At 70.5% G+C, this 22,272-nt stretch carries 20 protein-coding genes; 11 read left to right on the plus strand and 9 right to left on the minus strand.

Annotated elements, in window-relative coordinates; all coding sequences use genetic code 11:
• Positions 1 to 54: 54 nt before the first annotated feature.
• Entirely contained in the window at positions 55 to 942 is an 888-nt protein-coding gene (locus ASG95_RS03985) for a carbohydrate ABC transporter permease (RefSeq protein ID WP_057376647.1), read from the plus strand.
• A complete protein-coding gene (locus ASG95_RS03990; RefSeq protein ID WP_235543340.1) occupies positions 942 to 1,883 on the plus strand; it encodes a carbohydrate ABC transporter permease in 942 nt (313 codons plus the stop codon). The genes ASG95_RS03985 and ASG95_RS03990 overlap by 1 nt, the downstream gene beginning before the upstream one ends.
• Before the next feature lie 273 nt (positions 1,884 to 2,156).
• Here the strand turns inward: ASG95_RS03990 and ASG95_RS03995 are convergent, their stop codons facing one another.
• Positions 2,157 to 3,203: a sensor histidine kinase KdpD gene (locus tag ASG95_RS03995; RefSeq protein ID WP_057376649.1), complete on the minus strand. Its 1,047-nt coding sequence runs from the start codon at positions 3,201 to 3,203 to the stop codon at positions 2,157 to 2,159.
• Positions 3,200 to 3,922 carry a response regulator transcription factor gene (locus ASG95_RS04000; RefSeq protein ID WP_057376650.1) on the minus strand — a complete coding sequence of 241 codons (723 nt, stop codon included), beginning with the start codon at positions 3,920 to 3,922 and terminating at the stop codon, positions 3,200 to 3,202. The genes ASG95_RS03995 and ASG95_RS04000 overlap by 4 nt, the downstream gene beginning before the upstream one ends.
• A gap of 160 nt (positions 3,923 to 4,082) precedes the next feature.
• On the opposite strand from ASG95_RS04000, the gene ASG95_RS04005 reads away from it, so the two are divergent.
• On the plus strand, positions 4,083 to 4,538 hold the full coding sequence (locus ASG95_RS04005; protein WP_057376651.1) for a hypothetical protein: 456 nt from the start codon (positions 4,083 to 4,085) through the stop codon (positions 4,536 to 4,538).
• Positions 4,539 to 4,593: 55 nt separating this feature from the next.
• Here the strand turns inward: ASG95_RS04005 and ASG95_RS04010 are convergent, their stop codons facing one another.
• Positions 4,594 to 5,349, minus strand: coding sequence for a S9 family peptidase (locus ASG95_RS04010; RefSeq protein ID WP_056923176.1), 756 nt, complete (start codon positions 5,347 to 5,349; stop codon positions 4,594 to 4,596).
• Positions 5,350 to 5,521: 172 nt separating this feature from the next.
• On the opposite strand from ASG95_RS04010, the gene ASG95_RS04015 reads away from it, so the two are divergent.
• A complete protein-coding gene (locus ASG95_RS04015; RefSeq protein WP_082592315.1) occupies positions 5,522 to 7,312 on the plus strand; it encodes a HAMP domain-containing sensor histidine kinase in 1,791 nt (596 codons plus the stop codon).
• On the opposite strand, the gene ASG95_RS04020 is transcribed toward ASG95_RS04015, so the two are convergent.
• Positions 7,298 to 7,666: an Hpt domain-containing protein gene (locus ASG95_RS04020; RefSeq protein ID WP_162259361.1), complete on the minus strand. Its 369-nt coding sequence runs from the start codon at positions 7,664 to 7,666 to the stop codon at positions 7,298 to 7,300. The two genes, ASG95_RS04015 and ASG95_RS04020, sit on opposite strands and share 15 nt — an antisense overlap.
• Positions 7,667 to 7,719: 53 nt before the next feature.
• Complete coding sequence (locus ASG95_RS21715) at positions 7,720 to 8,127, minus strand: response regulator (protein ID WP_235543342.1); 408 nt, start codon at positions 8,125 to 8,127, stop codon at positions 7,720 to 7,722.
• A 190-nt stretch (positions 8,128 to 8,317) separates the two neighbouring features.
• Between ASG95_RS21715 and ASG95_RS04030 the strand changes: the two genes are divergently transcribed.
• A complete protein-coding gene (locus tag ASG95_RS04030) occupies positions 8,318 to 10,921 on the plus strand; it encodes a response regulator (protein ID WP_057376654.1) in 2,604 nt (867 codons plus the stop codon).
• Positions 10,922 to 10,930: 9 nt separating this feature from the next.
• On the opposite strand, the gene ASG95_RS04035 is transcribed toward ASG95_RS04030, so the two are convergent.
• A complete protein-coding gene (locus ASG95_RS04035) occupies positions 10,931 to 11,206 on the minus strand; it encodes a hypothetical protein (protein ID WP_057376655.1) in 276 nt (91 codons plus the stop codon).
• A 325-nt stretch (positions 11,207 to 11,531) separates the two neighbouring features.
• Here ASG95_RS04035 and ASG95_RS04040 point away from each other — a divergent pair, with 325 nt between their 5' ends.
• The 5 genes from ASG95_RS04040 to ASG95_RS04060 all read left to right on the plus strand — a co-directional run bounded on the left by ASG95_RS04040 (position 11,532) and on the right by ASG95_RS04060 (position 16,926).
• Positions 11,532 to 12,716 carry a YibE/F family protein gene (locus ASG95_RS04040; RefSeq protein WP_235543345.1) on the plus strand — a complete coding sequence of 395 codons (1,185 nt, stop codon included), beginning with the start codon at positions 11,532 to 11,534 and terminating at the stop codon, positions 12,714 to 12,716.
• Between the two features lie 19 nt (positions 12,717 to 12,735).
• Entirely contained in the window at positions 12,736 to 13,707 is a 972-nt protein-coding gene (locus tag ASG95_RS04045) for an ROK family protein (protein WP_235543346.1), read from the plus strand.
• Positions 13,704 to 14,402: a copper homeostasis protein CutC gene (locus tag ASG95_RS04050; protein ID WP_057376656.1), complete on the plus strand. Its 699-nt coding sequence runs from the start codon at positions 13,704 to 13,706 to the stop codon at positions 14,400 to 14,402. Before ASG95_RS04045 ends, ASG95_RS04050 begins: the two co-directional genes overlap by 4 nt.
• A gap of 46 nt (positions 14,403 to 14,448) precedes the next feature.
• Positions 14,449 to 15,933, plus strand: coding sequence for a M81 family metallopeptidase (locus tag ASG95_RS04055; protein WP_057376657.1), 1,485 nt, complete (start codon positions 14,449 to 14,451; stop codon positions 15,931 to 15,933).
• Between the two features lie 177 nt (positions 15,934 to 16,110).
• A complete protein-coding gene (locus ASG95_RS04060) occupies positions 16,111 to 16,926 on the plus strand; it encodes a hypothetical protein (protein ID WP_057376658.1) in 816 nt (271 codons plus the stop codon).
• A 137-nt stretch (positions 16,927 to 17,063) separates the two neighbouring features.
• Here ASG95_RS04060 and ASG95_RS04065 read toward each other — a convergent pair whose 3' ends face one another.
• Complete coding sequence (locus ASG95_RS04065) at positions 17,064 to 17,531, minus strand: MerR family DNA-binding transcriptional regulator (RefSeq protein ID WP_057376659.1); 468 nt, start codon at positions 17,529 to 17,531, stop codon at positions 17,064 to 17,066.
• A gap of 116 nt (positions 17,532 to 17,647) precedes the next feature.
• Between ASG95_RS04065 and ASG95_RS04070 the strand changes: the two genes are divergently transcribed.
• A complete protein-coding gene (locus ASG95_RS04070) occupies positions 17,648 to 18,505 on the plus strand; it encodes an alpha/beta fold hydrolase (RefSeq protein ID WP_057376660.1) in 858 nt (285 codons plus the stop codon).
• Positions 18,506 to 18,698: 193 nt separating this feature from the next.
• Here ASG95_RS04070 and ASG95_RS04075 read toward each other — a convergent pair whose 3' ends face one another.
• Both ASG95_RS04075 and ASG95_RS04080 read right to left on the minus strand, forming a co-directional pair.
• On the minus strand, positions 18,699 to 20,318 hold the full coding sequence (locus ASG95_RS04075; protein ID WP_057376661.1) for a hypothetical protein: 1,620 nt from the start codon (positions 20,316 to 20,318) through the stop codon (positions 18,699 to 18,701).
• A 336-nt stretch (positions 20,319 to 20,654) separates the two neighbouring features.
• Positions 20,655 to 22,211, minus strand: coding sequence for a dolichyl-phosphate-mannose--protein mannosyltransferase (locus ASG95_RS04080; RefSeq protein ID WP_057378708.1), 1,557 nt, complete (start codon positions 22,209 to 22,211; stop codon positions 20,655 to 20,657).
• Between the last annotated feature and the right edge of the window lie 61 nt (positions 22,212 to 22,272).

The following is a 22,272-nucleotide window of genomic DNA, read 5'->3' on the forward strand; positions in this document are numbered from 1 at the left end:
TCGACACGGTCGGTCAGCGTCGACCGACCAACGCCCACCCGAGGAGGGCATGACATGAGCACCACGTTGATGCGATGGCGGTCGCTGGCCTGGGTCCTGCCCGCGCTGGTCCTGCTGCTCGTCTTCGTCTACTACCCCATCGTCGACAACCTGCGGCTGAGCCTGTTCTCCTGGAACGCGTTCTCGGTGGCGCCGACCTTCGTCGGGCTCGACAACTACCGCACGGCGTTCCACGACCCGATCTTCTGGACTGCACTGCGGAACAACACGGTGTTCGCGATCGTGTCACTCGTCTTCCAGGTCGGGGTCTCGCTCGTCCTGGCGGCCCTGCTCGAGGAGTTCGTGCACGAACGACTGCGTGGCATCCTCCGCACGATCTACTTCATCCCCGCCGTCATCTCGATCACCGTCGCGGGCATTCTCTTCTCGTTCCTCTACAACCCCGAGATCGGGCTCGTGAACCGCCTCCTCGGCGCTGTGGGGCTCGAGAGCTGGCAGCACTCGTGGCTCGGGGAGCCGAGCACCGCCATGGGCAGCATCATCGCGATGAGCCAGTGGCAGTCCATCGGCTACACCGCGATCTTGTTCGTCGTCGGGATCCAGCGGATCCCCAAGGAGTTCCACGAGGCCGCGAAGGTCGATGGCGCTGGCCCGATCCGGAGGTTCTTCTCGGTGACCGTGCCCATGGTCCGCGAGATGACGACGCTCATCATCATCCTCACCGTCTCCGGAGCCTTCCTCGTCTTCAACGAGGTGATGGTCATGACCGCAGGTGGGCCCTCGAACTCCAGCCAGGTGCTCGGCACCTGGCTCTACCGCAACGCCTTCCTCAACGACGACATGGGATACGCGTCCGCGATCGCCACGGTCATCTTCGTGATCACGCTCGCGATCGGCGCCGTCCAGATCGTCGTCAGCCGCCGACGGAGGATCCAATGGTGATGTCTGCCCCCAGCCCGACCCCGACCCCGGCCACTACTCCGACCCGCCGGAAGCCGGCCAGTCCGACCGCGGCCACGTCGGCGATGACCCCGGCAGTCGGGAGGTCGACGCGGGCGGCGCGGCTCGGGGCCCGCGCAACGCGCCTGGCCGTGTGGCTCGGGCTCGCACTGCTCGTCGTCGCGGTCCTCTATCCCTTGCTGTGGATGGTCTTCAGCAGCTTCAAGAGCAACCAAGAGGTCTTCGCGAGCCCATGGGGCCTGCCGGGCGAGCTGCGCTGGGGCAACTTCGGCAGGGCCGGTAGCGCCGGGGTCGTGCGCTACTTCGTCAACAGCGTCCTCGTGACCTCCGCCTCGATCCTCACGACGGTCCTCTTCAGCGCCTGGGCCGCCTATGGGCTCGTGCGTCTGCGCGTCCCCTTCGGGGGGACGATCCTCGGGCTCCTGCTCGGCGGCCTGATGCTCGCCCCGACCGTGGCGCTCATCCCCCTCTTCGGCCTGCTGCAGCGGCTGCACATCTACGACAGCTACTGGGCACTCATCGTGCTCTACACCGCCTTCCGGATCCCCTTCACGACCTTCCTCATCCGGGCCTACATGATCGACATCCCCTCCGAGGTCGACGAGGCGGCCACGTTGGACGGATGCTCGCCCACCCAGGCGTTCTGGCAGGTCATCCTGCCGATGTGTCGACCGATCCTCGTCTCCGCGGCCCTGTTGCAGGCGCTCTTCGCGTGGAACGAGTTCGTGTTCGCCCTGGTCTTCATCAGCACCGGAGACCTCAAGACGCTGCCGGTGGGGCTGATGGACATGCAGAGCCGGCTGCTCACCGACTGGCCGGTGCAGTTCGCCGGGCTGACCATGGCCGCGCTGCCCATGATCGTGCTGTTCCTCATCGGCCAGCGGCAGTTCCTGCGCGGGCTGACCGACGGCATCGGCAAGTAGCGCTCCGTACCCCCTCCGAGACTGAACGGGCCGCGTGGCTGTGGACCTGGTCATCGTCGACTGTGCCGGCGTCCTGGTCGACTCCGAGCCGATCGGGGCGCGGATCGGTGCCACGGTCCTGACCAGCCTGGGGTGGGAGCTCAGCGCCGACCAGGTGATGGAGCGGTTCCTCGCCGCCCGAACCATGGGAGTGAGGCCAGGCGGGTGCGTGGTGGGCGAGGACAGCCCGCCCGGCGTCGCAGCGGCCCGGGCAGCCGGGACGAGCTCAGGGAGTCAGGGCGTCGTCACCTGTGCCAGCCGCGAACCTTGGTGGGCGGGGACGTACAGCGAGAAGCGACACCCGTCCGTCGTGTTGACGACAGACACGGTTCCGCCGTGCGCCTTCGCGACACCGGCCACGATGGCGAGGCCGAGGCCGGCGCCCCCGCCGTCCCCGGGGGTCCGTGCGTCGCTCCCTCGGAACCCGGTCTCGAAGATGCGCGCGGCCAGGCCTTCGGGGATGCCGCCGCACTGGTCCCGGACCGTGACCAGGACGCCGTCGTCCCCGTGTGCCGTGACGGTCGTCTCCACCTCGCCGCCGGACGGCGTGTGCCGGATCCCGTTGACGAGGAGGTTCGCCACCGCACGCTGGATCTCGGTCGCGGCCACGGTGGCCCGAACGCCCGGGGTGGCCGAACCGGTGAGCCGGACGTCGCGGGCGCTGGCGACCGGAAGCAGGCCGGCCACCGCGTCCGAGACGAGGTCGCCCACGTCGACGTCGCTCATCGTCAGGCCCGGGTCGTCGGCCTGGAGCCGGGACAACGCGAGCAGGGCGTTGACCAGGTCGTCCATGCGCATCACCGAGTCGCGCACCATCCGCATGGCGGCGGGGAGATCCGCGGCCACGCCGTCCTCGACGGCCTCGCTGATGGCGCGGATCCCGGCCAGCGGGGTCCGCAGGTCGTGCGAGACCCAGGCGACCAGCTCGCGCCGGTCGGACTCCGCGCGTGCCTCGTGCTCCCTCTGCATTCTCTCGGCGGTGACGGCCCGGTCGGCGGCGATGACCCGCCGGGCGACCAGGCCGCCCAGTCCGGCAGCGACCGGGACGGCGGCGAGCAGCACGAGCAGGATGGTGGTGGAGTCCTCGGGGCGCAGGAACATGGCACGTGAGCTTGCATAGACCCCCGCCGCGACGGCGATGACGACGACGACCGGTGCGGCGACCGCGGCCGTGCCCAGTGACCGACGGGTGAGGGCCACGACCAGGGCGACGCCTAGCAGCCCGACCGCGAGCGCGACGGCGGCGGACAGCCCCACCGCCGAGAGCTGGGCGGGGCTCACGGGGCGTCCGGGGGTGTGGGGTCCCACCGGTAGCCGACGCCGAAGACCGTGACGAGGCGCCGCGGAGTGGACGGCTCGTCCTCGACCTTCTCGCGCACCCGGCGGACGTGGACGGTGACGGTCGACTGGTCGCCGAACTCCCACCCCCAGACGTCACGGATGAGCTCGTCGCGCCGGTACACCATGCCCGGATGTCGCAGGAACCAGTCGAGGAGCGCGAACTCGCGCGTCGTCAGCGCGAGCGGCGAGCCGGCCCGCGTGACCACGTGCGCGAGCCGGTCGAGGACGAGGTCGCCGTCGGTGATCCGTGGCGGGAGCGAGGCCGTCCTGTCGTCGGGCCGCTCGGCGGACTGGCCCGAGGCCCTGCGGACGACGGCCTGCACGCGGAGCACCAGCTCGCGCGGACTGAACGGCTTCGTCACGTAGTCGTCCGCACCGAGCTCGAGGCCCTCGATCCTGTCCGTCTCCCCGCCCAGCGCCGTGAGCATCACGACGGGGACCTGTGGCTGGTCACGGCGCAGCCGCCGGCAGACCTCGAGCCCGTCCATCCCGGGGAGCATGAGGTCCAGCACGACGACGTCCGGCGCCATCCGAGCGGCGAGGTCCAGTGCGGTCACCCCGTCGGCGGCGCGGTGCACGTCGAACCCGGCACGTGCCAGGTACGCGCCGACGACATCGCCCACGGTGGGGTCGTCGTCGACGACGAGGGCGCTGGCCATGGTTCGAGGATAGGTGCAGTCCCGCCTTCGAGCGTCCTGTGTGAGGGCTGGTCAGGACCTCGTAAGGAGGGCGTAACGGCCACGTCATGGCCAGCCGGTGCGGTGCCCGCTTGACTCGACCCAAGGCCGCCACCGTGGCGGTGGGAAGTGAGGAAAGACCATGAATCGCAAGGCATTCCGCGTCATCGGTGTGATCGCGACGAGTGGCGTCGCGGCGCTGGGCCTGGGGACGGCGGCATACGCGTCCGGGGTCTCGGGCCCGGCGATCTACGTCGACCACGTCCTCTACCGGACGGTTGCGACGCCGACCGAGCTGTCCGGGACCGGAGCGCCCGCGCAGAGCTGGGACACCATTTACAACTTCTTCGGCGCGCAGCCCAGCGTGGCTACGGCGGCGCCCGGCGACCCGGGCTTCAACGGCGGCCGCTGGCAGGTGCACAAGGTGTCCACTCCCAACGGGTATGCCGCGGCGCTGGCCGCCGGGGACCTCGACGGCAACGGGGTCCTGGACTCGGCCTCGGAGATCCAGGCAGCCCTGGCGTCCGGCGCCCTCGTCGACGACGGCATCGTGAAGTACTTCGTCTGTACCCTGAACAAGGTGCCCGCCCGCCCCTGAGCGGAGCGCCGCAGGTGGTGCGGCTCAACGCCATGCTTCCACCAGGTCAGCAGCGTCAACCCAGGTAAGGATCAGCCCATGCGCTGATGATCCGGGCCGCACGCTTGGCCTGGTCCCGACCGGTGAGGAGGTGGTCGGCGCCCTCGAGCGAGACAAAGCTCCGGGGGTGCCGAGCTGCCCGGAAGATCTCGCTGGCGTTCGCGATGCCGACCGTGTTGTCGGTGGGGGAGTGCAGCACCATCAGGGCGCGGCGCAGGGTTCGGATCTGCTCGCGCAGGTCAGCCGCGCGGACGTCCTCGATGAAGTGCCGACGAAGGACGAGCGCCTTGCCACCGATCAGGAACGGGGCCTCTCCCTCGGCGATGATGCGCTCCACGAGGGCGTCGTAGTTGTGCTCGACGTGCCCCGGTTGGTACGGCGCGCCGATGCTCGCCACGGCTCGGACCGAGTCCAGCTCGTGAGCCGCCGCGATGACTGCGGCCCCACCGAAGGAGTGGCCCACCAGGAGCCGCACCGTCCGACCCGACTCGTTCATGAACCGCACTGCCTGAGCGGTGTCGGCGACCTTGTGCGAGAAGGAGCCGTCTCCCCAGTCGCCCTCGGAGTCGCCCAGGCCCAGGTTGTCGAAACGCAGCATCCCCACCCCTTCGTGGGCCAGCTGCTTGCAGATCCGGCTGGCAGCGGGGCTGTTCTTGCCGAGGGTGAAGCCGTGGGAGAACACTCCCCAGCCGCGAACGGCGCCTTCGGGGTGGTCGACCAGACCGGCCAGGCGCGGCCCACTGGTGCTCGGAAACCACACTGGCTCGGCCATGGCGTCCATCCTTCCAAAGTCGCCGAGGCCCCGCTGAGCACTCGTGAGGTGCCGACGTCCGCATCGGTCGAACTGCTTCCCCCGCCTCACCCTTTTGTCCCATTCCTCAGCACTCGTTTCATTTGCCCCAGGTCTGCCGGATAGATTGCGCACGCCAGTAGGGAGATGTGACGTGGAAGTCGATACCTGGGAGATTGCTGCGCTGCGCAGCATCGGCCTCATCATGAGTCAGGCAGCGACGGCTGCTGATGACCGGATGCTGTTCGACCGCATCGTCGAAAGCGCTGCGGAAGTGGCGGCTTTCCAGGTCGCCGCGCTCAGCCTGGTCCTACCGAACGGGGACCTGGAGGCCGTGGCCGTGGGCGGCGACGCACGCGCACGCGACGCGGTCCTGGGCCGCGTCACCCCGCGCCACGTCGTCGATGCCGAGTTCGCTGCGGCTGAGCAGTGGGGCGCACTGCGGTTCGTCCCGCACGACCGGCTGCCAGGATCGTCCCCCGTGGGGTGGTCCGACCCCACCTGGTCGGGAGGGGACAGCAACGTCGACCCGTGGCACCCGAACGACACCTTGTTCGCCCCGTTCTTCACCGCCTCCGGTGACCTTGCCGGGACCTTGAACGTCGATCTTCCCCTCAACGGCCAGCGACCCGGGCCGCTCCAACGGGTTGTCCTCGAGGTGTTCGCCGGACAGGCCGGCGTCGTCCTGGCGGCAGCGCAGGAACGCACGCGGCTGGCTGAGCGCGTCCGCCTCACCCAAGCGGTGCAGGCGGTGGCCCGCGTGTCGAACGAGGTGCTCGAGCCCGAGGTGGTGGTCGCTGCGGTGGCCGAGCCGGTGGCCAAGGGGCTGGGCTGCTCACAGCTGTGGATCCGCACCTTCGGCGACGACATCCGTGATGACCACTTCGCCACCTACCCCCACCCTGCAACGCCCACCCCGCCCGAGCTGGTCGAGGTCGCCCGTCGCGTGGCGCACGACGCCTGGGGGCTTCGTCGAACCGTGACGGTGGCACCGACCGGAGCGAGCGCCGGTGACCTGGTCACGGCCGCGGAGGAAGCCGCGATCATCGACTTCGTCAGCAGCAGCGCCTCGCACAGCCTCTTGCTCGTTCCCATCGGCGCAGCCTCCCAGTGCCTGGGGTACGTCGTCTGCACCCGCGCAGGGTCGTACCCGACCTGGAGCGACGCCGAGCGCGCAGCCGCCCTCGAGATCGGCCGTGACCTGGGCCGTTCGGTGCTGAACTCACGGTTGTTCGCCCTCGAGCGGAAGCTGGTGTCGAACCTTCGCGTGGCGGAACGGGCCCGTGCCACGTTGTTCTCCACGGTGTCGCATGAGCTGAAGAACCCCTTGGCGTCGGTGGTCGGCCACGTCGAGATGTTGCAGGACGACCCCGAGGGGGACTCCGCGTGGTCGCTCGGCGTCATCGACCGCAACGTCCGCAGGCTGCAGGGACTGGTGGACGATCTCCTCGACCTGGGTCGCTTCAGCGACCCGGACCGACCCCTGGTCCGCACCAGCGTCGACGTCAACGAGCTCGTGCGCGACGCCCTCGAGATGTTCGCCCCCGAAGCCACCAAGAACGGCGTGACGCTCCAGCACGAGCAGCCGGTCGACGTGGCCGTGTCCGGCAGCAGCGAGGAGCTGTCACGGGTGGTGACCAACCTGGTCGGGAACGCCGTGAAGTTCAGCCGGCGCGGCGGGCGGGTCGGCGTTCGCGTGGACCGGAGCGACCACCACCTGGTCCTCGAGGTCACCGACCAGGGCCTGGGCATGTCACAGGAGGACCAGGCCCGGCTGTTCACCGAGTTCTTCCGCTCCACGAACCCCGATGCCCTCGCCGTCCCGGGCACCGGGCTGGGGCTGAGCATCGTCAAACACATCGTGGTGCGCCACGGCGGCAGCATCGACGTGACGTCCGGCCTCGGCGAAGGCACCACCTTCACCGTCCGCCTACCAGCTGTCTGACCCGCCTCCCGGGCGATTCGGAGCACCCGAGCCGTCCGATCCGTCCGAGCCGCCCAGCGCCACGCGCAGGCGGGTCACCAGCTCCAGTCCGCGGCCCGCCCGGACCTGGGGACCCACCGCGCCGGTGGCGTCGTCGAGGATGGCTTCCAGGGTGCGGCCGAGCTCGCTCGCTTCGCGCATGCCGAAGGTGCCCGCGGAACCCACGAGCGAGTGCGCGGCCCGGCGGGCGGTCAGTCGGGCCTCCTCGCGCAGCACGCCGCTCTGAAGGTGGCCGAGTGCCTCCTCGATCACCTCGACCCGGGCCAGGTTGGTGTCCCTCGCGCGGTCGCGGAAGGCGGCCATGGCAGCGTCCATCGGCGCACCCTCACTGTCCCCACCCGCAGCGGCTCGGTCGGGGTCGGTGGGCATCAGGACCAGCCCAGGACGGCCGACAGCTCCGCGGGGAGCAACATGGGGTCGAATGGTTTGCTCAGGACGCCCACGACCGGCAGCTCGGCCAGCGCTGCGCGCTCCGCAGCGAGGACGCTCGCCGTGAGCAGCACGATCGGGATGCCGGCGGTCGCCGGGTCCTGGCGAAGGGCGATGGCCGTGGTGGGTCCGTCCATGCGGGGCATCATCACGTCCATGACGATGGCGTCGGGCTGCTCCGCCCGAGCGCGGTCCAGTGCCTCCTGGCCGTCGGCTGCCGTCGTGACGCTCCAGCCGCCCACCATCTCGAGGCTCATCGTGGCCACCTCGAGGATGAGCTCGTCGTCATCGACCACGAGGACCCGGCGAACGATCCCCGGCGGGCTGGCGTCCGCGGCCGCGTTCACCCGCTGCAGTCGTTCCGTCGGGGTTCCGTGGGCTCCATGCGGACAGTGTGCAGCACCCTCACCCCCTGCGCACTCTCGCCCTGACGGCAGAGTCGGCGCTCGCGGCCGCGTCGTGCGGTGGCGCAGGGCTGGACAAGGGGCAGACTGACCGCATGACGACACAAGCGTCCACACGCAATCCGGGCCATCGATGAGCGACGCCCGAGGGGCGGCCCGGGGTGCCACCAGTGAGGGACGCCGGTCCTGGACGGGCGACCCCCTCGGTGGCCTGCCGCTGGGACGGGCCCTGCTCGTGGCCGCCGTCGTCGCGGTCGTGCTGCCGCTGCTCGTGGTCACGACGGCGCTCACCGGCTTCACCGCCGTCGACCGAGCCCACACCAACGCGTTCCGGCTGCTCACGGCCCAGCAGCACCTGCTGGATGCCAGCGCCATGGCCGCGAGCCTCCACGGCGACGTCCTGGAGTCCTTCGAGGCTCCCGAGGGCAACAACGAGACCGGCACTGAGCTGGCGGCCCGGACGCGAGCCCACCTCACCCAGCTCGAGGACGACCTGCGCAAGCTCGACGCGTCGAGCCCGCCCCCCTCCCTCGCCGCGCAGGTCCGCACCCTCCACACGGCGATGCGAGACCTGGGCGTCGAGGCAGTCAGGCTGAGCGACCTCGCCGCCACGTCGCCCGGCGAGGCGCGGGAGCAGCACGAGCACTTCGACGTGACGTTCGACCAGCTGGCTGAGCCGCAGTCGCAGCTGTTGGCAGCCCTCGCACGGGAGGCGGACGCGGCCAACCAGGCAGCCGAACGCCGGCAGGACCAGGCCATCCGCTGGACCGCGATCGTCGCTGCAGCCACCCTCGGCGCGATGCTGCTGCTCGCGTTCGCCCTGTATCGCCTCGGAGCCGGCAACGAGGAGCTCCTGCGCAGCGTCAAGGAGCAGGCCGACCAGCTCGCCTCCAGCAATGCCGAGCTCCAGGATGCCCAACACCTCGCCCACATCGGCAGCTGGCAGTGGGACCTGGGCTCGGGACGGACCGAGTGGAGCGCCGAGTTCTACCGCATCCTCGGCCTCGACCCGGACACCGAGGGCGACCGCGAGGAGCTCTTCGCCGCACGTGTCCACCCCGACGACGCGGCGGATTTCCTGCGCGCACAGGAGGAGGCGGCCAGCGCGCCGGGCGAGATCCGCTCCGAGTACCGCATCGTGCGACCGGACGGCACGGTCCGCGAGGTCCGCGCCGTCGGCCGGGCGGTGCGCGACGAGTCCGCACACGTCGTCCGGCTGGTCGGGACGATGCAGGACATCACCGAACAGCGCGTGGTGCAGCGGATGAAGGACGAGTTCGTCGGCGTCATCAGCCACGAGCTGCGGACCCCGCTGACGTCGATCCGAGGTGCGCTCGGCCTGATGGCCGGCGGAGCCGTCGGCACCCTTCCACCCAAGGCGCAACGGATGGCCGACGTCGCCCTCAACAGCTCCGAGCGCCTGGTCCGGTTGGTGAACGACATCCTCGACGTGGAGAAGATCTCTGCGGGCAAGCTGGAGCTCGACCTCGAGCCGCTGCCGGTGGACGACCTGGTGGGGGCCGCCCTCGAGGAGATGCGCGCGATGGCCGCGCAGGCGGGCGTCACGTTCAGTGCGGCCCCCTCCGACGCCTTCGTGCTCGCCGACCGCGACCGGATCGCCCAGACCTTGACGAACCTGCTCAGCAACGCCATCAAGTTCTCCCCCGCCGGAGGCGTGGTGACGGTGACCGCCGGCCCGGCGCCGTCCGACGGCGACGACCACGGCCTGGTGCAGTTCACCGTCACCGACCAGGGCGCCGGCATCCCGGCCGACAAGCTCGAGACCATCTTCGACCGCTTCGCGCAGGCCGATGCGACGGACAACCGGGCCAAGACCGGCACGGGTCTCGGCCTGCCCATCTGCCGGGGCATCGTCGAGCAGCACGGCGGCCGGATCTGGGCGACCAGCGACCCGGGGTCGGGCAGCACGTTCACGTTCGTCCTCAGGGCCGCCCCCACGCCGAAGGACGAGCCGGATGGCCCGCCACCCGTCGGGGCGATCCTGATCTGCGACGACGACCCGGACGTCGTCGAGGTCCTGGCTGCCATGCTCGAGTCGCACGGCTACGCCACCCTCACCGCGCACACCGGGCAGCAGGCCCTGGACCTCGCCGCCGTCCACGCCCCCAGCCTGATCCTGATGGACCTGAGGATGCCGGGCATGTCGGGGTGGGAGGCCATCGCCGCCCTCGGTGCGAACCCGGCGACCGCAGACATCCCGATCGTCATCCTCAGCGCGCTGACCCCCGACGGCATCGACGTCCCCAGCGCGTCGTCCTGGCTCACCAAGCCGGTCGACCAGCGCGCACTCATGGGTTCGCTGCGCGAGGCCCTGGGCACCGATGCGACGACCAGCGTCCTCGTCGTCGAGGACGACGAGGACGTCGGCGAGGTCCTCAAGGTGTTCTTCGCCGACCACGGGGTCCACGCCCGCGTGGCGCACACCGGGATGCAGGCGCTGGCGATGAGCCGGGACGTGCCACCGGACCTGCTGGTCCTCGACCTCGGGCTCCCGGACATCGACGGGTATGCCGTGGTGAGCGCCTTGCGTGCCGACGAGCGGCTGCGCTCGCTGCCGATGGTCGTCTACACGGGCCGCGAGCTCGACGATGCGGACCGGCGCCGGCTCCGGCTGGGCGAGACGCGGTTCGTGACGAAGGCGGGGGAGTCCCCGGCGGAGTTCGAGCGGCAGGTCATCGGCCTGCTCCGGTCCATCACCGCACCCACCGCTCCGTAGGGAGGGAGCTCAGGCGACCCGCGACGTGAAGGGGAGCTGGCCGTCCGCGACCGTCTCGTCGCGGTGCGCGGCAGCCACCTGGTCGGCGTCGCGCTCCGGGAGGAAACCCGAGTCCCGTCCACAGTCGTGGCACACCGCGATCGCGCGGTGGCCGAGGTGGACGACCTCGATCCGGTGCGGGTGGCAGGTCTCACCACCGTCGTGGTGGTGGTCGCGGCGATGGACCGCGTCGGCCGTGCAGGCGGCGACCGGGTCATTGGACTGCTCGGGCGTCGAGTCGAACATCGGATCACCTCCTGAAATCGTTTCCGTGCATCCATCCAACCTCTGCGAGCCGCCCTGGGTAATCGGGCGATGGGCCGGAAGTGCCAGGACGAACGGGCGAGGCTGCCGGGGCTGAACGCCTCATGGTGAAGAGGCGTGGGTCGAGGTGCTGATACCGCCAGCTCCCGATCAGCGCGGCGACCGAGCGCCCCGCACCCACCCTGTCGCAGGCCCCTCGCTACCCGCCGACTGACCCGCACGGCAGGATGACCCGGGAGCGTGGTCAGCCGGAACGGACGCGACGAGCCGGCGGCCGCGGCACACGGGCGACCGGACGGAGGCAGAGGTGGCGGGAAGGCACGCGCACCCCCACGCGCACGCCGGCGGGCTGAACACGTCACCCACGGTGCTCGTCGCGGTGGCCGTCGTCCTCTGTGCGGTGGCCCTGGCGATGGTCTGGCTGTGGCCGGACAGCAAGGCGGCGGTGGCCGGCGCCCCGGACACCCAGCAGGTCAACGGTGTCATCACGACGATGGACGTCGAGCCCTGCCCGCCACCCACGGACCAGCTGCAGCAGTCACCACCCGCGGCCAGCTCGGTGTGCGGCAGCGCCCAGGTCAGGCTGACGACCGGTGACCAGGCCGGCACCACGTTCACGGTCCCGCTGCCCACCGGTGTCGGGTCGCCCACGGTCCACGTCGGCGACAAGGCGGTCCTCGCGTACTCGCCCGGCAACGAGGCCGGGTCCCGCTACGCGATCATCGACCACGAGCGAGGCACCCAGCTGTGGGTGCTCCTCGTGGCGTTCGTCCTCGCGGTGCTGGCCTTCGGTCGCTGGCGGGGTCTGACCGCGCTGCTCGGGCTCGGGTTCACCTTCACCGTCATCCTCGGGTTCGTCATCCCGGCGATCCTCGACAGCAAGCCGCCCCTGCCCGTGGCGATCGTCGGTTGCTCCGCGATCGTGCTGGTCGTCCTCTACCTGACCCATGGCTTGGGGAGGACGACCACGGTGGCCCTGGCCGGGACCTTGGCGAGCCTCCTGCTGACCGGCCTGCTCTCGGCGCTGGCCGTCGCGGCGATGAACCTGTCCGGCGCGGGCGACGAGAGCTCGTTCATCCTCGGCCAGTCCCACGGGGTCGACCTGAGAGGGCTGCTGCTGGCCGGCATCCTGATCGGCTCGCTGGGTGTGCTCGACGACGTCACCGTCACCCAGGCGGTGACGGTGGAGGAGCTGGCCCGGGCCAACCCCGAGCTGGGTGGCCGGCAGCTCTATGCCGCCGCGACGCGAGTCGGGCGGGCGCACATCGCCTCGGTCATCAACACCATCGTGCTGGCCTACGCCGGCGCCTCGCTGCCGCTGCTCGTGCTCATCGTCGCCCTCGACGACCCGCTCGGCCAGGTGCTGTCGGACCAGCTGGTGGCGACCGAGCTGGTCCGCAGTGCGGTCGGCACCATCGGCCTGATCGCGGCGGTCCCCATCACGACCGCCGCGGCGGCCTACGTCGCCCGGCCGCGCCGGTCCGCCGCGTGAGGCCGGATACGGTGCACCGGTGACCGAGGCCCTGACGGGGAGCACCGCGGCCGTGGTGGCCGTGGACCTGGGCGGCTCTTCCATGAAGGGTGTCGTGGTCGACGGCTCGGGTCGTGAGCTCATCACCAGAACCGTGCCCACCCCGGACCGCGAGGTCGTCTCCGCGTTGACGCAGCTGGTGCGCGACCTGTCCGTGATCGCCGGCGACGCCGGCGTCACCCCGGTGGCTGCGGGTGTGGTGACACCCGGCTCGGTCGACGAGGCGCGCGGCGTCGTCCGCTACGCGTCCAACCTCGGATGGCGCGACCTGCCCCTGCGCGACCGCCTGGGCGACGCACTCGACCTTCCCGTGGCGGTGGGGCACGACGTGCGGACGGCCGGGGTGGCAGAACAGCTGCTCGGCGCGGGACGTGGCTCGGACAGCTTCGTGCTCGTGCCGATCGGGACGGGCGTCGCCGCCGCGATCGTGAACGACGGCCGACTCGTCGTCGGATTCACTGGCGCTGCAGGGGAGTTCGGCCACATCCCCTTGGTGCCGGGCGGTGAGCTGTGCCCGTGCGGGCAGCGCGGCTGCCTCGAGGCCTATGCCTCGGCCGGCGCCCTGGCACGACGGTATGCCGCGGCCGAAGGTCACGCACGAACCGCCGAGGAGGTCGTGGCCTCGCTTGGCTCGGACGCCACGGCAGACCGCCTCTGGGACGAGGCCGTCACCGTGCTCGCCCAGGGACTGAACGTCCTGACCATCCTCCTCGACCCCGAGCTGATCGTGATCGGCGGTGGACTGTCCCGGGCGGGGGCCCTCCTGCTCGAGCCGCTGACCGCGAGGATGGAGTCGGGGCTGGCCTGGCGCGGCCGGCCCCGTGTCGTGGTCAGCGAGCTGGGTGAGAGCGCAGGGCGGCTCGGGGCCGCCGTCCTGGCCTTCCGGGCTGCCGGACGCGACGACCTGCTGGCGTCGTGGCGCGTGGGCGCGAGCCAGGACCAGCGCCAGTGACCCTGGTCGAGATCTGTGTCGAGGACGTCGCCGGCGCCCGCGCTGCGGAGGCGTGTGGAGCCGACCGGGTCGAGCTGTGCGCCGACCTGCTGGAGGGCGGGATCACGCCGAGCCTCGGGATGATCGGCACGAGCCTTGCGGCAGTGAGCAGGATCGGGGTGCACGTCCTGGTCCGACCGCGGGGCGGCGACTTCGTCTACGACGCCGACGAGGTGGCCAGCATGCTCGCCGACATCGCCGCGATCCGACGGCTCCCCACCAGGGTGCCGGTGGGTTTCGTCGTCAATGCCCTGACCGCGGATGGTCGGATCGACGAAGTCGTCACGAGCCGACTGGTCGCAGCGTCCGGCGACGCGTCGACCACCTTCAGCCGCGCGTTCGACGAGGTCGTGGACCAGCCCGCGGCCCTCGACGTGCTGGCCCGCCTGGGGGTGCACCGGGTCCTCACCGGTGGTGGCAGGGGGCCGGCCGCGGCTCACCACGAGGAGCTCCGCGCCCTGGTGCGCCACGCCGGCACACGGATCGGCGTCCTCGCCGCGGGCGGTGTGCGCGCCCTGAACGTCGCCGAGCTCGTCGAGTCCACCGGCGTGCGGGAGGTGCACCTGCGAGCCCCCGCGGACGACGGCGGCCGCAGCCGCACGTCGGCGGCCGGCATCACGGCCGTGCTCGACGCGCTCGGCCGCTCGGCCGGCTGACCACCCGGCCAGCCACGCGGCATACCCATCGAGCAGACTGACGACCATGGCCCACGGACGCACCCCGAGGATCGCTGTCGCGGGGATGGCGATCGAGTCGAGCATCTACGCGGCCCACCGGGCGGGCTATCGCGACTTCGACGTGCGCGAAGGTCCGGTGGTTGTCGAGCGGTACGAGTTCCTTTCCACCGGAACGACTCTGGGCGATGCAGCGGACTGGGTCGGGGTGTTCTACGCGCGTTCGATCCCCGGCGGGCCCGTGGTCCGCGAGGTCTACGACGACTTCAAGACCCGCATCCTCGACGGGCTCGCGAAGGCCGCTCCGCTCGACGGTCTCTACCTCGACCTCCACGGCGCCATGAGCGTGGAGGGCATGGACGACGCCGAGGGAGACCTGGTCGACGCGATCCGCGACGTCATCGGCGCGGAGCCGATCATCTCAGCGCCGATGGACCTGCACGGCAACGTGTCCGAGCGCCTGGCCCTCGGTGTGGATCTGCCCACTGCCTATCGGCTCGCTCCGCACGAGGACGCGTGGGAGACCCGCGAGCGTGCTGCCCGGAACCTGGTGGACTGGCTCGAGCGTGGTGGACGTCCACGCCGTGCCTGGGTGCGCGTGCCCATCCTGCTGCCGGGGGAGAAGACGTCGACGCGCGTCGAGCCGGCCCGGAGCCTCTATGCGGGGCTCGCCGAGGTGGAGCGGCAGCCCGGCGTGACGGATGCCTCGATCTGGATCGGCTACGCGTGGGCAGACGAACCGCGCTGTCACGCCTCGGTCCTCGTCACCGGCGACGACGCCGACGCGATCGTCGGGCCCGCCGCAACCCTCGCCCAACGGCTCTGGGACGCGCGCGACGACTTCGGGTTCGTCGGACCCACCGGCACGCTGGCCGAGGGGATCGCGGCCGGACTGGCCCACCGTGCGGCCGGCGGAGGCGCCCCCTACCTCGTCAGCGACAGCGGCGACAACCCCGGGGCCGGTGGCACCGGCGACGTCACGTGGGCGCTGACCGAACTGCTCGCGATGTCGGAGCTGACCCGCGAGGACTCGCCGGTCGTCCACGTCGCCTCGATCTTCGACGAGTCGGCCACCGAGCAGCTCTTCGAGGCGCAGCCGGGGGAGCGGGTTTCGGTGACGGCCGGGGCCCGGGTCGACCACCGGGTCTGCGGACCGGTCCGCATCGAGGGCGAGCTCGTGAGCCTGCACGCGGGGGACCCCGACGCCGGCCGGATCGCCGTGGTGCGCATCGGCGGGATCCGCGCCGTCGTCACGGAGTTCCGCAAGGCGTTCCACGACACCGCTGACTTCCGCGCCATCGGGTTGGAGCCGACCGAGGCCGCCATCGTCGTGACCAAGATCGGCTACCTCGAGCCGACCCTGCACGACATCGCGCAGGGGTGGACCCTTGCGCTCACGCCCGGTCCGGTCGACCAGGACCTCGAGCGGCTCGGACACTCCCGGATCATGCGGCCGATGCATCCGTTCGACGCGTTCCCCGAGCCGCCCGACCTGTCGGTCCGCCTCTCCTGACCACGACCCTCCCCAGCAGACACCATCGACTCATCGTCACCACGCGCCGGCGGTGAGGGGGCAGGCCTCCGTTGTTGCAAAATCTACGATTCAAGGGGTCTGGTGCGTTGGGGTCCGGATGCGGCAATGTGCGTGGCACGACCCAACGGGGGGTCGGGTTCACAGCTGGGGGATCACATGAAGATGTTGCGCTCCATCCTGTCCGCCGCCACCGCAGGAGCGCTGCTCCTGCCGGTCATGGCCACCGCCGCCTCTGCGGCAGCGGCACCCAACGACACCGCCGTCAACGCGACAGTCGTCTCGTCCCTACCCACCACCATCAGCCAGGACACGACGGGCGCCACCACCGACGCCACCGACGCTGCCCTCAACGCGAACTGCGGCGCACCGTTCACCAACGCCAGCGTCTGGTTCACGTACACCGCCGCCACAGACGGCGGAGTCGTCGCCGACATGTCGGCCTCCTCCTACTCCGGCGGATTCATGGTCACCGAGGGTGACCCCGCCGGCGGCGCCCTCGTGGCCTGCGGGCCGACGACGGTGGGTTTCTCCACCACCGCCGGGCAGACCTACTACGTGGTCGCGTTCTCCGACACGACCACGGTGGGCGGTCAGCTCGAGGTGACGTTCGACGTCGCACCGCCTGCCCCCGAGGTGACCTTGACCTTGAACCCCAAGGGGACGGCATACAAGGACGGCAGCGCCAAGCTCACCGGCACGTACTCGTGCACGAACGCTGACGACTTCTTCTCCGACATCGAAGGCACCCTCACCCAGCGGGTCGGGCGGGTGAAGATCAGCGGGTTCTTCTTCGTGAACCCGTTGCAGTGTGACGGAGCCACCCACCCGTGGGAGGCCATCGTTGTCAGCGACACCGGGCTGTTCCGTGGAGGCAAGGGCGCCACGGTCGCCTTCGCGTTCGCGTGCGGCCTGTTCGAGTGCTCGCTGGGGTACACCGAGCAGACGGTCCAGCTGAGCACCAACAAGAAGTAGTGCGCTGACTCGCTGGGCGTCGCCCCCCGATGGGGGCGGCGCCCAGCGGAGGTGGGCGGGATCCCAGGACTGGCCCCTCATCGGGCCACTGCTGCGCCGCCTCGACCGGCGCCTGCCCTGACCGGCCGCGTCCTTGGCTAGCTGACGCGAGCCGTCAGGGTGGTCAGCGTGGTCAGGGCCGTCAGCGGGACGAAGCACCCCGGTGCTGACGGCACGCAGCACGACAGGTCGTCCCGGCACGCCTGCGGAGGCGGAGCGGCAGCCAGGTCCTGGCGCACAGACTCGAGCTGGGCGGCGAAGGTCGAGAGCTCCTCGATGCGGGCGGCGATCTCGGCCAGCTTGCCGTCGATGAGCCGGGCGACCTCCTCGTGGGTCGTGGAGCAGTGGGTGCCGTCCCAGACGGGGAGGAGCTCGAGTATCTGGTCGCAGGTCAGGCCCAGCTTCCGGGCTCGCGTCAGGAAGAGCAGTCGCGTCGCGGACCCGTCGTCGTAGGCCCGGTAGCCCGACGGGGTCCGCGCGGGCGCGGCGAGGAGGCCGATCCGCTCGTAGTAGCGGACGGTCGAGACGGGCACGCCCACCTTCTCGGCGACCTCGGAGATGCGCACGAGTCCACGGTAAACCCGTCACCCGGGTTCAGGGTCAAGGTCTTGACCTTGCACTCGGGTGCAAGGCATACGGTCGCGCCGACGGACCGACGGACGGTCCCGACCGAGGAGACATCATGCGAGTCATCAGGAAGACCGTTCCCGTCGACGACATCGAGATCGCGTGCACCCTGGTCGGCGAGGGCCCGCCGCTGGTCGTCCTCCACGGAGCGGTCGGTCTGGGCAGCACCTACCTGCGCGCGCTGGACCCCTGGGCCGAGGAGTTCCAGCTCGTCTACTACGACCAGAGGGGGAGTGGCGAAACCCCGGTGGGCGACACCCGACGCGTGTCGTTCGCCGGCGGCGTCGCGGATCTCGAAGGGCTCCGCCAAGGGCTCGGCCTGGGCCACGTGCAGGTCCTCGGCCACTCGGCGGGCGCCTACCTGGCCGCGCTGTACGCCGCCCACCACGCCGACGTGGTCGAGAGCGTCGTGCTGCTCAACCCGGGGCCGCCCCTGGCGCCGGAGCTGATGGCGCGCTTCGGGGCAGAGATGTCGCGCCGCCGCACCCCGGACGACGAGGTCGCCCGCAAGACGATCGAGGAGTCACACGCCTTCAGGTCCGGGGAGCCGGGAGCGCTGGAGCGGCACCAGCTGAACACGTTTCTCCCGTTCTTCAAGGACCGTGCCACGACGGGGCGAGTCAGCCTGGGGTTCACCGAGATCACGGCCGCGAACGTGCAGGCGGCGCCCCAACGGATGATCGGGAGCCTTGCCTCGCTCGATCCGATCGGGACGTTCGCCGGCATCGAGACGCCGGCCCTCGTCGTCCACTCGGGGTTGGACCCCATCCCCTCCGAGTGGAGCCGCTTCCTGGCCGACACCATCCCGGGTGCCGACCTCGCCATCCTCGAGGGTGCCAGCCACTTCCCGATGATCGAGGACGCAGATCTGTTGCGCGACACCGTCGTCCCGTGGCTCCGGAAGAACGCCTAGAGCACCCCGCGCTGAAACTGGTCGACCCGGCACCGGCTGGTGGCCGGTGCCGGGTCGGCACTGTCACAGTGAGCTCCCGGGACGTGGAGCCGCTGTGAGCTGGAGCTCCCAGGGACGTGGAGCACCAGGGACATGGAAGGGGTCCGCGGCCCACCCCCTGGGCCGCGGACCCCACGCCATGCAGGTCCTGCGGTCAGTGCTTCTGCGCGACCTTGCGGTAGCCGGCCGAGACGCCGATGCCGGCGAGCAGGAAGCCCATGCCCAGCCACAGCAGCGTCGGGTCCGAGCCGGTGAAGGCGAGCTCGTTGACGGCCGCCGGCTTGGCCAGACCGGCCGCGGCCGGGACCGCTGAGGCGGGCTGTGCGGGGTCGGCCGGCTCGGGCACCACGGTGGCGCCGTCACCGGTCACCGGCTCCTCGCAGGCAGGTCCGGCCGGAACGGCGGCGCTCACGAGCACCTGCTCGGACGAGTCCGGCACGGCCGGCGTGTCCTCGACGGTGCGGTAGGCACCGGTTGCGGTCCACTCCTCGCCGGGCGACTGCGCCGCCCAGACCAGCTCGGTCTCCCCGTCGACCGTGCGGGTCTCGCCGGTGGCCGACCAGGCCGCACCGGGGGACTCGACCGACCAGGTCTCCTCCCAGTGGCCCACCTCGTCGGTGGCCGGCGTGACCAGCACCTGCTCGTCCCAGGCCGGGGACACCAGGACCTGGGTCGTGGTGTCGGGCGTCGCGTCGTGGTGGACGGTCTTGTAGGTGTCGGGGACGTGGACGGTCTTGTAGGTGTCTGCGACGTGGACGGTCTTGTAGGTGTCTGCGACGTGGACGGTCTTGTAGGTCGCGTCGACGTGCACGGTCTTGTAGGTGTCCGCGACGTGGACGGTCTTGTACGTCGCGTCGACGTGCACGGTCTTGTAGGTGTCTGCGACGTGGACGGTCTTGTACGTCGCGTCGTGGTGCACGGTGGTGTAGACCGCGTCGTGGTGAACGGTGGTGTAGACCGCGTCGTGGTGGACCGTCGTGTAGACCGCCGCCGAGATGAGCGCGCCCTGGCGGGTCTGGTTCATGGCGACCCAGCCACTGGACTTGTCGTTGTTGTTGGCGTTCCAGTTGGGGTCGGTGTCCCAGTTCTCCTTGCCGTTCTTGTTCACGAAGAGGTACTCGGTGGCGTACACGGCAGGAGACGTCATCACCTGCTGGTCGTAGGCGGCGGTCACGAGGACCTGCTGGTCGTAGGCGGCGGTCACGAGCACCTGCTCGTCGTAGGCCGGGTTGTCGACGACCTGCTCGTCGTGCGCCGCGACGTCCAGCACCTGCACGTCGTGGGCCGGGACGTCGACGACCTGCTCGTCGTGCGCCGCGACGTCCAACACCTGCACGTCGTGGGCCGGGACGTCGACGACCTGCTCGTCGTGCGCCGCGACATCCAGCACCTGCACGTCGTGCGCCGCGACGTCCAGCACCTGCTCGTCGTGCGCCGCGACGTCCAGCACCTGCTCGTCGTACGCCGCGGTGCCGGGCACCGTGGTGGTCGTGTACTCGGCGGCGTGGTGGACGGTCTCGTAGACCGCGTCCATGGCTGCGGAGTCCACCAGCCACTGGTGCCACTGCTGCTCGATGACCTCGGAGACCGAGCTCCACTCGTACTCCTCGTGGGTCACGGCAGCCGTGCCCGGGACCACGACGGTGGAGTAGACCGCCTGCTTGGCGGGCGTCCCGCATCCGACCTGGCCGTCCGCTGCGGACGCCACCCCCGGTGCGATGGCCAAACCCAGTGCTGAGACCGCAACCGCGATCGATACCCGCTTGGTGTTCATGTAGAGCCCCTGCCCTCTTGTCCCGAATGGTGGTGACGCCGGGGTGAGGTTCAGTGGTTCGAGCCACACCTTGGCGTTGTGCGCCGAGTGTGTGGTGGAGGTCTGGGAATGGTCAAGAGATAGTAAAGAGACGGTATGCAGAACGTAAAGTGGCCCGTTCGATCCCCAACGGAGGCAAAGCCCTCCATTCGACTCGGACAGGGCTATCCGGCTTTGTCGTGACTATGCCGGTATGTCCAGAATTCAACGACCGGGACGTTGGTCAAGAAATCGTCAGGGATCGACCCATTCCCAGCCAAACGGATGATCCCGCGTCTCCGAGGTCCGGCTGATGCCTCAGACCCAGCTGGGGAACCACATCCGCAGCGACCACTGGCTCTGGGGGATGACCTGGGCGGTGTAGACCGGCCAGAAGAACGCGAAGATCGCCAGGGTCAGGAGGCAGTAGGCCCCCACGACGTAGAGACCGATCTCCCGTCGGCGCCACGAGTCGGTGCGCCGACCGAGGGCCAGCCCGAGCACGAAGACGACGCCGAGGATGACCCACGGTTCGAACGCGACGGTGTAGAAGGAGTAGATGGTGCGCTCCTCCAGCCCGAACCAGGGGAGGTAGCCCCCAGCGAGCCCTGCGAGGATGGCGCCGGCCCGCCAGTCGCGCTTGAAGATCCAGTAGAACGCCAGCACGACGATCGCCGCGGCCCCCAGCCACCAGACCGAGACCGTGCCGATCGAGGTGATCGCCTTGGAGCACTGGGCGACCGCGCAGCCACCGTCGCCCCGCTTGGGACCCTCGTAGAAGAAGGACGTGGGCCGGCCCTGGATGACCCAGGACCAGGGGTTGGTCCGGTAGGGGTGGTTGTCGTGCAGGTTGACGTGGAACGTGTAGATCTCCTGGTGGTAGTGCCACAGGGAGCGCAGCGCGTCCGGCACCCACGGGGTGTCGCGCGAGGGGTGGATCCGTCCCCACTCGCGGTCGTAGCCCAGCGGGGAGCGGAACCAGCCCACCCACGACGCGAGGTAGGTCACGACCGCCGTCGAGCACATCACCAGGGCGGCCCAGAGCCCGTCGGTGACGACCGCGGAGGTGAACCAGTGCCGCACCCCCACGGCCCGCCGAGCTCCGATGTCCCAGAAGACCGTCATCAGCCCGAACGCCACGAGGAAGAACAGCCCCGACCACTTGGTGCCGGCGCACAGCCCCAGGCTGATGCCAGCGACCCATCGCCACGGCCGCACGCCCAGCCAGGGCCCGAGGCGGGCGGCGAGCTCGTGGTTCGACCGACCGGCGGCTCGCTCGGCGAGGATCGCCCGCGACCGGTCGCGGTCGATGAGCAGCGCGCAGAACGCCAGCAGGGCCCAGAACATGACGATCAGGTCGAGCAGGCCGGTGCGCGACTGGACGAAGTGGTGGCCCTCGAAGGCGACCAGGAACGCCGCGATGGTGCCTAGCAGCGACGACCCGAACATCCTCCGGGCGGCTCGCCCGATCATGAGGATCGACAGCGTCCCGAGCACACACACCGAGAAGCGCCACCCGATCGAGGACGTCGGCCCGAACAGGTGCTCACCGGCCGCGATGACCCACTTGCCAACGGGTGGGTGGACCACGAGGTCGCCCTCGGTGCCGAAGACGTCCGGGGTGCCCTGGGTGAACAGCTGGTCGGGCTTCTTGAGGGTGTCCGGCACCCGCATCTCGACGCCGTACTCCAGCATCGAGACGCCCTGCTTGACGTAGTAGGTCTCGTCGAACACGAGCTGGTGCGGGCGACCCAGCGACCAGAACCGCATGCCGCCACCCACGACCGCGAAGAACAGGGGTCCGAGCCAGCCCCAGAGGGTGTCGGTGGGCCGGAATCCGAGCAGCCGTGATCGCAGCAGCTCGATCCGGGTCATGCGCGCCATCGTATGCACAGCAACTCGGGCACCCCTGACTCCCCTGCAACCTGGGGCGCCC

Source organism: Phycicoccus sp. Soil803 (genome assembly GCF_001429685.1).
In the GTDB taxonomy this organism is placed as follows: domain Bacteria; phylum Actinomycetota; class Actinomycetes; order Actinomycetales; family Dermatophilaceae; genus Pedococcus.

What these genes read in the sequence shown, in the direction of transcription:
- ASG95_RS03985 (WP_057376647.1), top strand. Translation starts at nt 55, where the DNA reads ATGAGCACCACGTTGATGCGATGGCGGTCGCTGGCCTGGGTCCTGCCC.
- ASG95_RS04010 (WP_056923176.1), bottom strand. Translation starts at nt 5,349, where the DNA reads ATGGCCGAGCCAGTGTGGTTTCCGAGCACCAGTGGGCCGCGCCTGGCC.
- ASG95_RS04055 (WP_057376657.1), top strand. Translation starts at nt 14,449, where the DNA reads ATGGCCCACGGACGCACCCCGAGGATCGCTGTCGCGGGGATGGCGATC.
- ASG95_RS04030 (WP_057376654.1), top strand. Translation starts at nt 8,318, where the DNA reads ATGAGCGACGCCCGAGGGGCGGCCCGGGGTGCCACCAGTGAGGGACGC.
- ASG95_RS04020 (WP_162259361.1), bottom strand. Translation starts at nt 7,666, where the DNA reads ATGGACGCTGCCATGGCCGCCTTCCGCGACCGCGCGAGGGACACCAAC.
- ASG95_RS04075 (WP_057376661.1), bottom strand. Translation starts at nt 20,318, where the DNA reads ATGAACACCAAGCGGGTATCGATCGCGGTTGCGGTCTCAGCACTGGGT.
- ASG95_RS04070 (WP_057376660.1), top strand. Translation starts at nt 17,648, where the DNA reads ATGCGAGTCATCAGGAAGACCGTTCCCGTCGACGACATCGAGATCGCG.
- ASG95_RS04060 (WP_057376658.1), top strand. Translation starts at nt 16,111, where the DNA reads ATGAAGATGTTGCGCTCCATCCTGTCCGCCGCCACCGCAGGAGCGCTG.
- ASG95_RS04035 (WP_057376655.1), bottom strand. Translation starts at nt 11,206, where the DNA reads ATGTTCGACTCGACGCCCGAGCAGTCCAATGACCCGGTCGCCGCCTGC.
- ASG95_RS03990 (WP_235543340.1), top strand. Translation starts at nt 942, where the DNA reads ATGTCTGCCCCCAGCCCGACCCCGACCCCGGCCACTACTCCGACCCGC.
- ASG95_RS04005 (WP_057376651.1), top strand. Translation starts at nt 4,083, where the DNA reads ATGAATCGCAAGGCATTCCGCGTCATCGGTGTGATCGCGACGAGTGGC.
- ASG95_RS04080 (WP_057378708.1), bottom strand. Translation starts at nt 22,211, where the DNA reads ATGACCCGGATCGAGCTGCTGCGATCACGGCTGCTCGGATTCCGGCCC.
- ASG95_RS04000 (WP_057376650.1), bottom strand. Translation starts at nt 3,922, where the DNA reads ATGGCCAGCGCCCTCGTCGTCGACGACGACCCCACCGTGGGCGATGTC.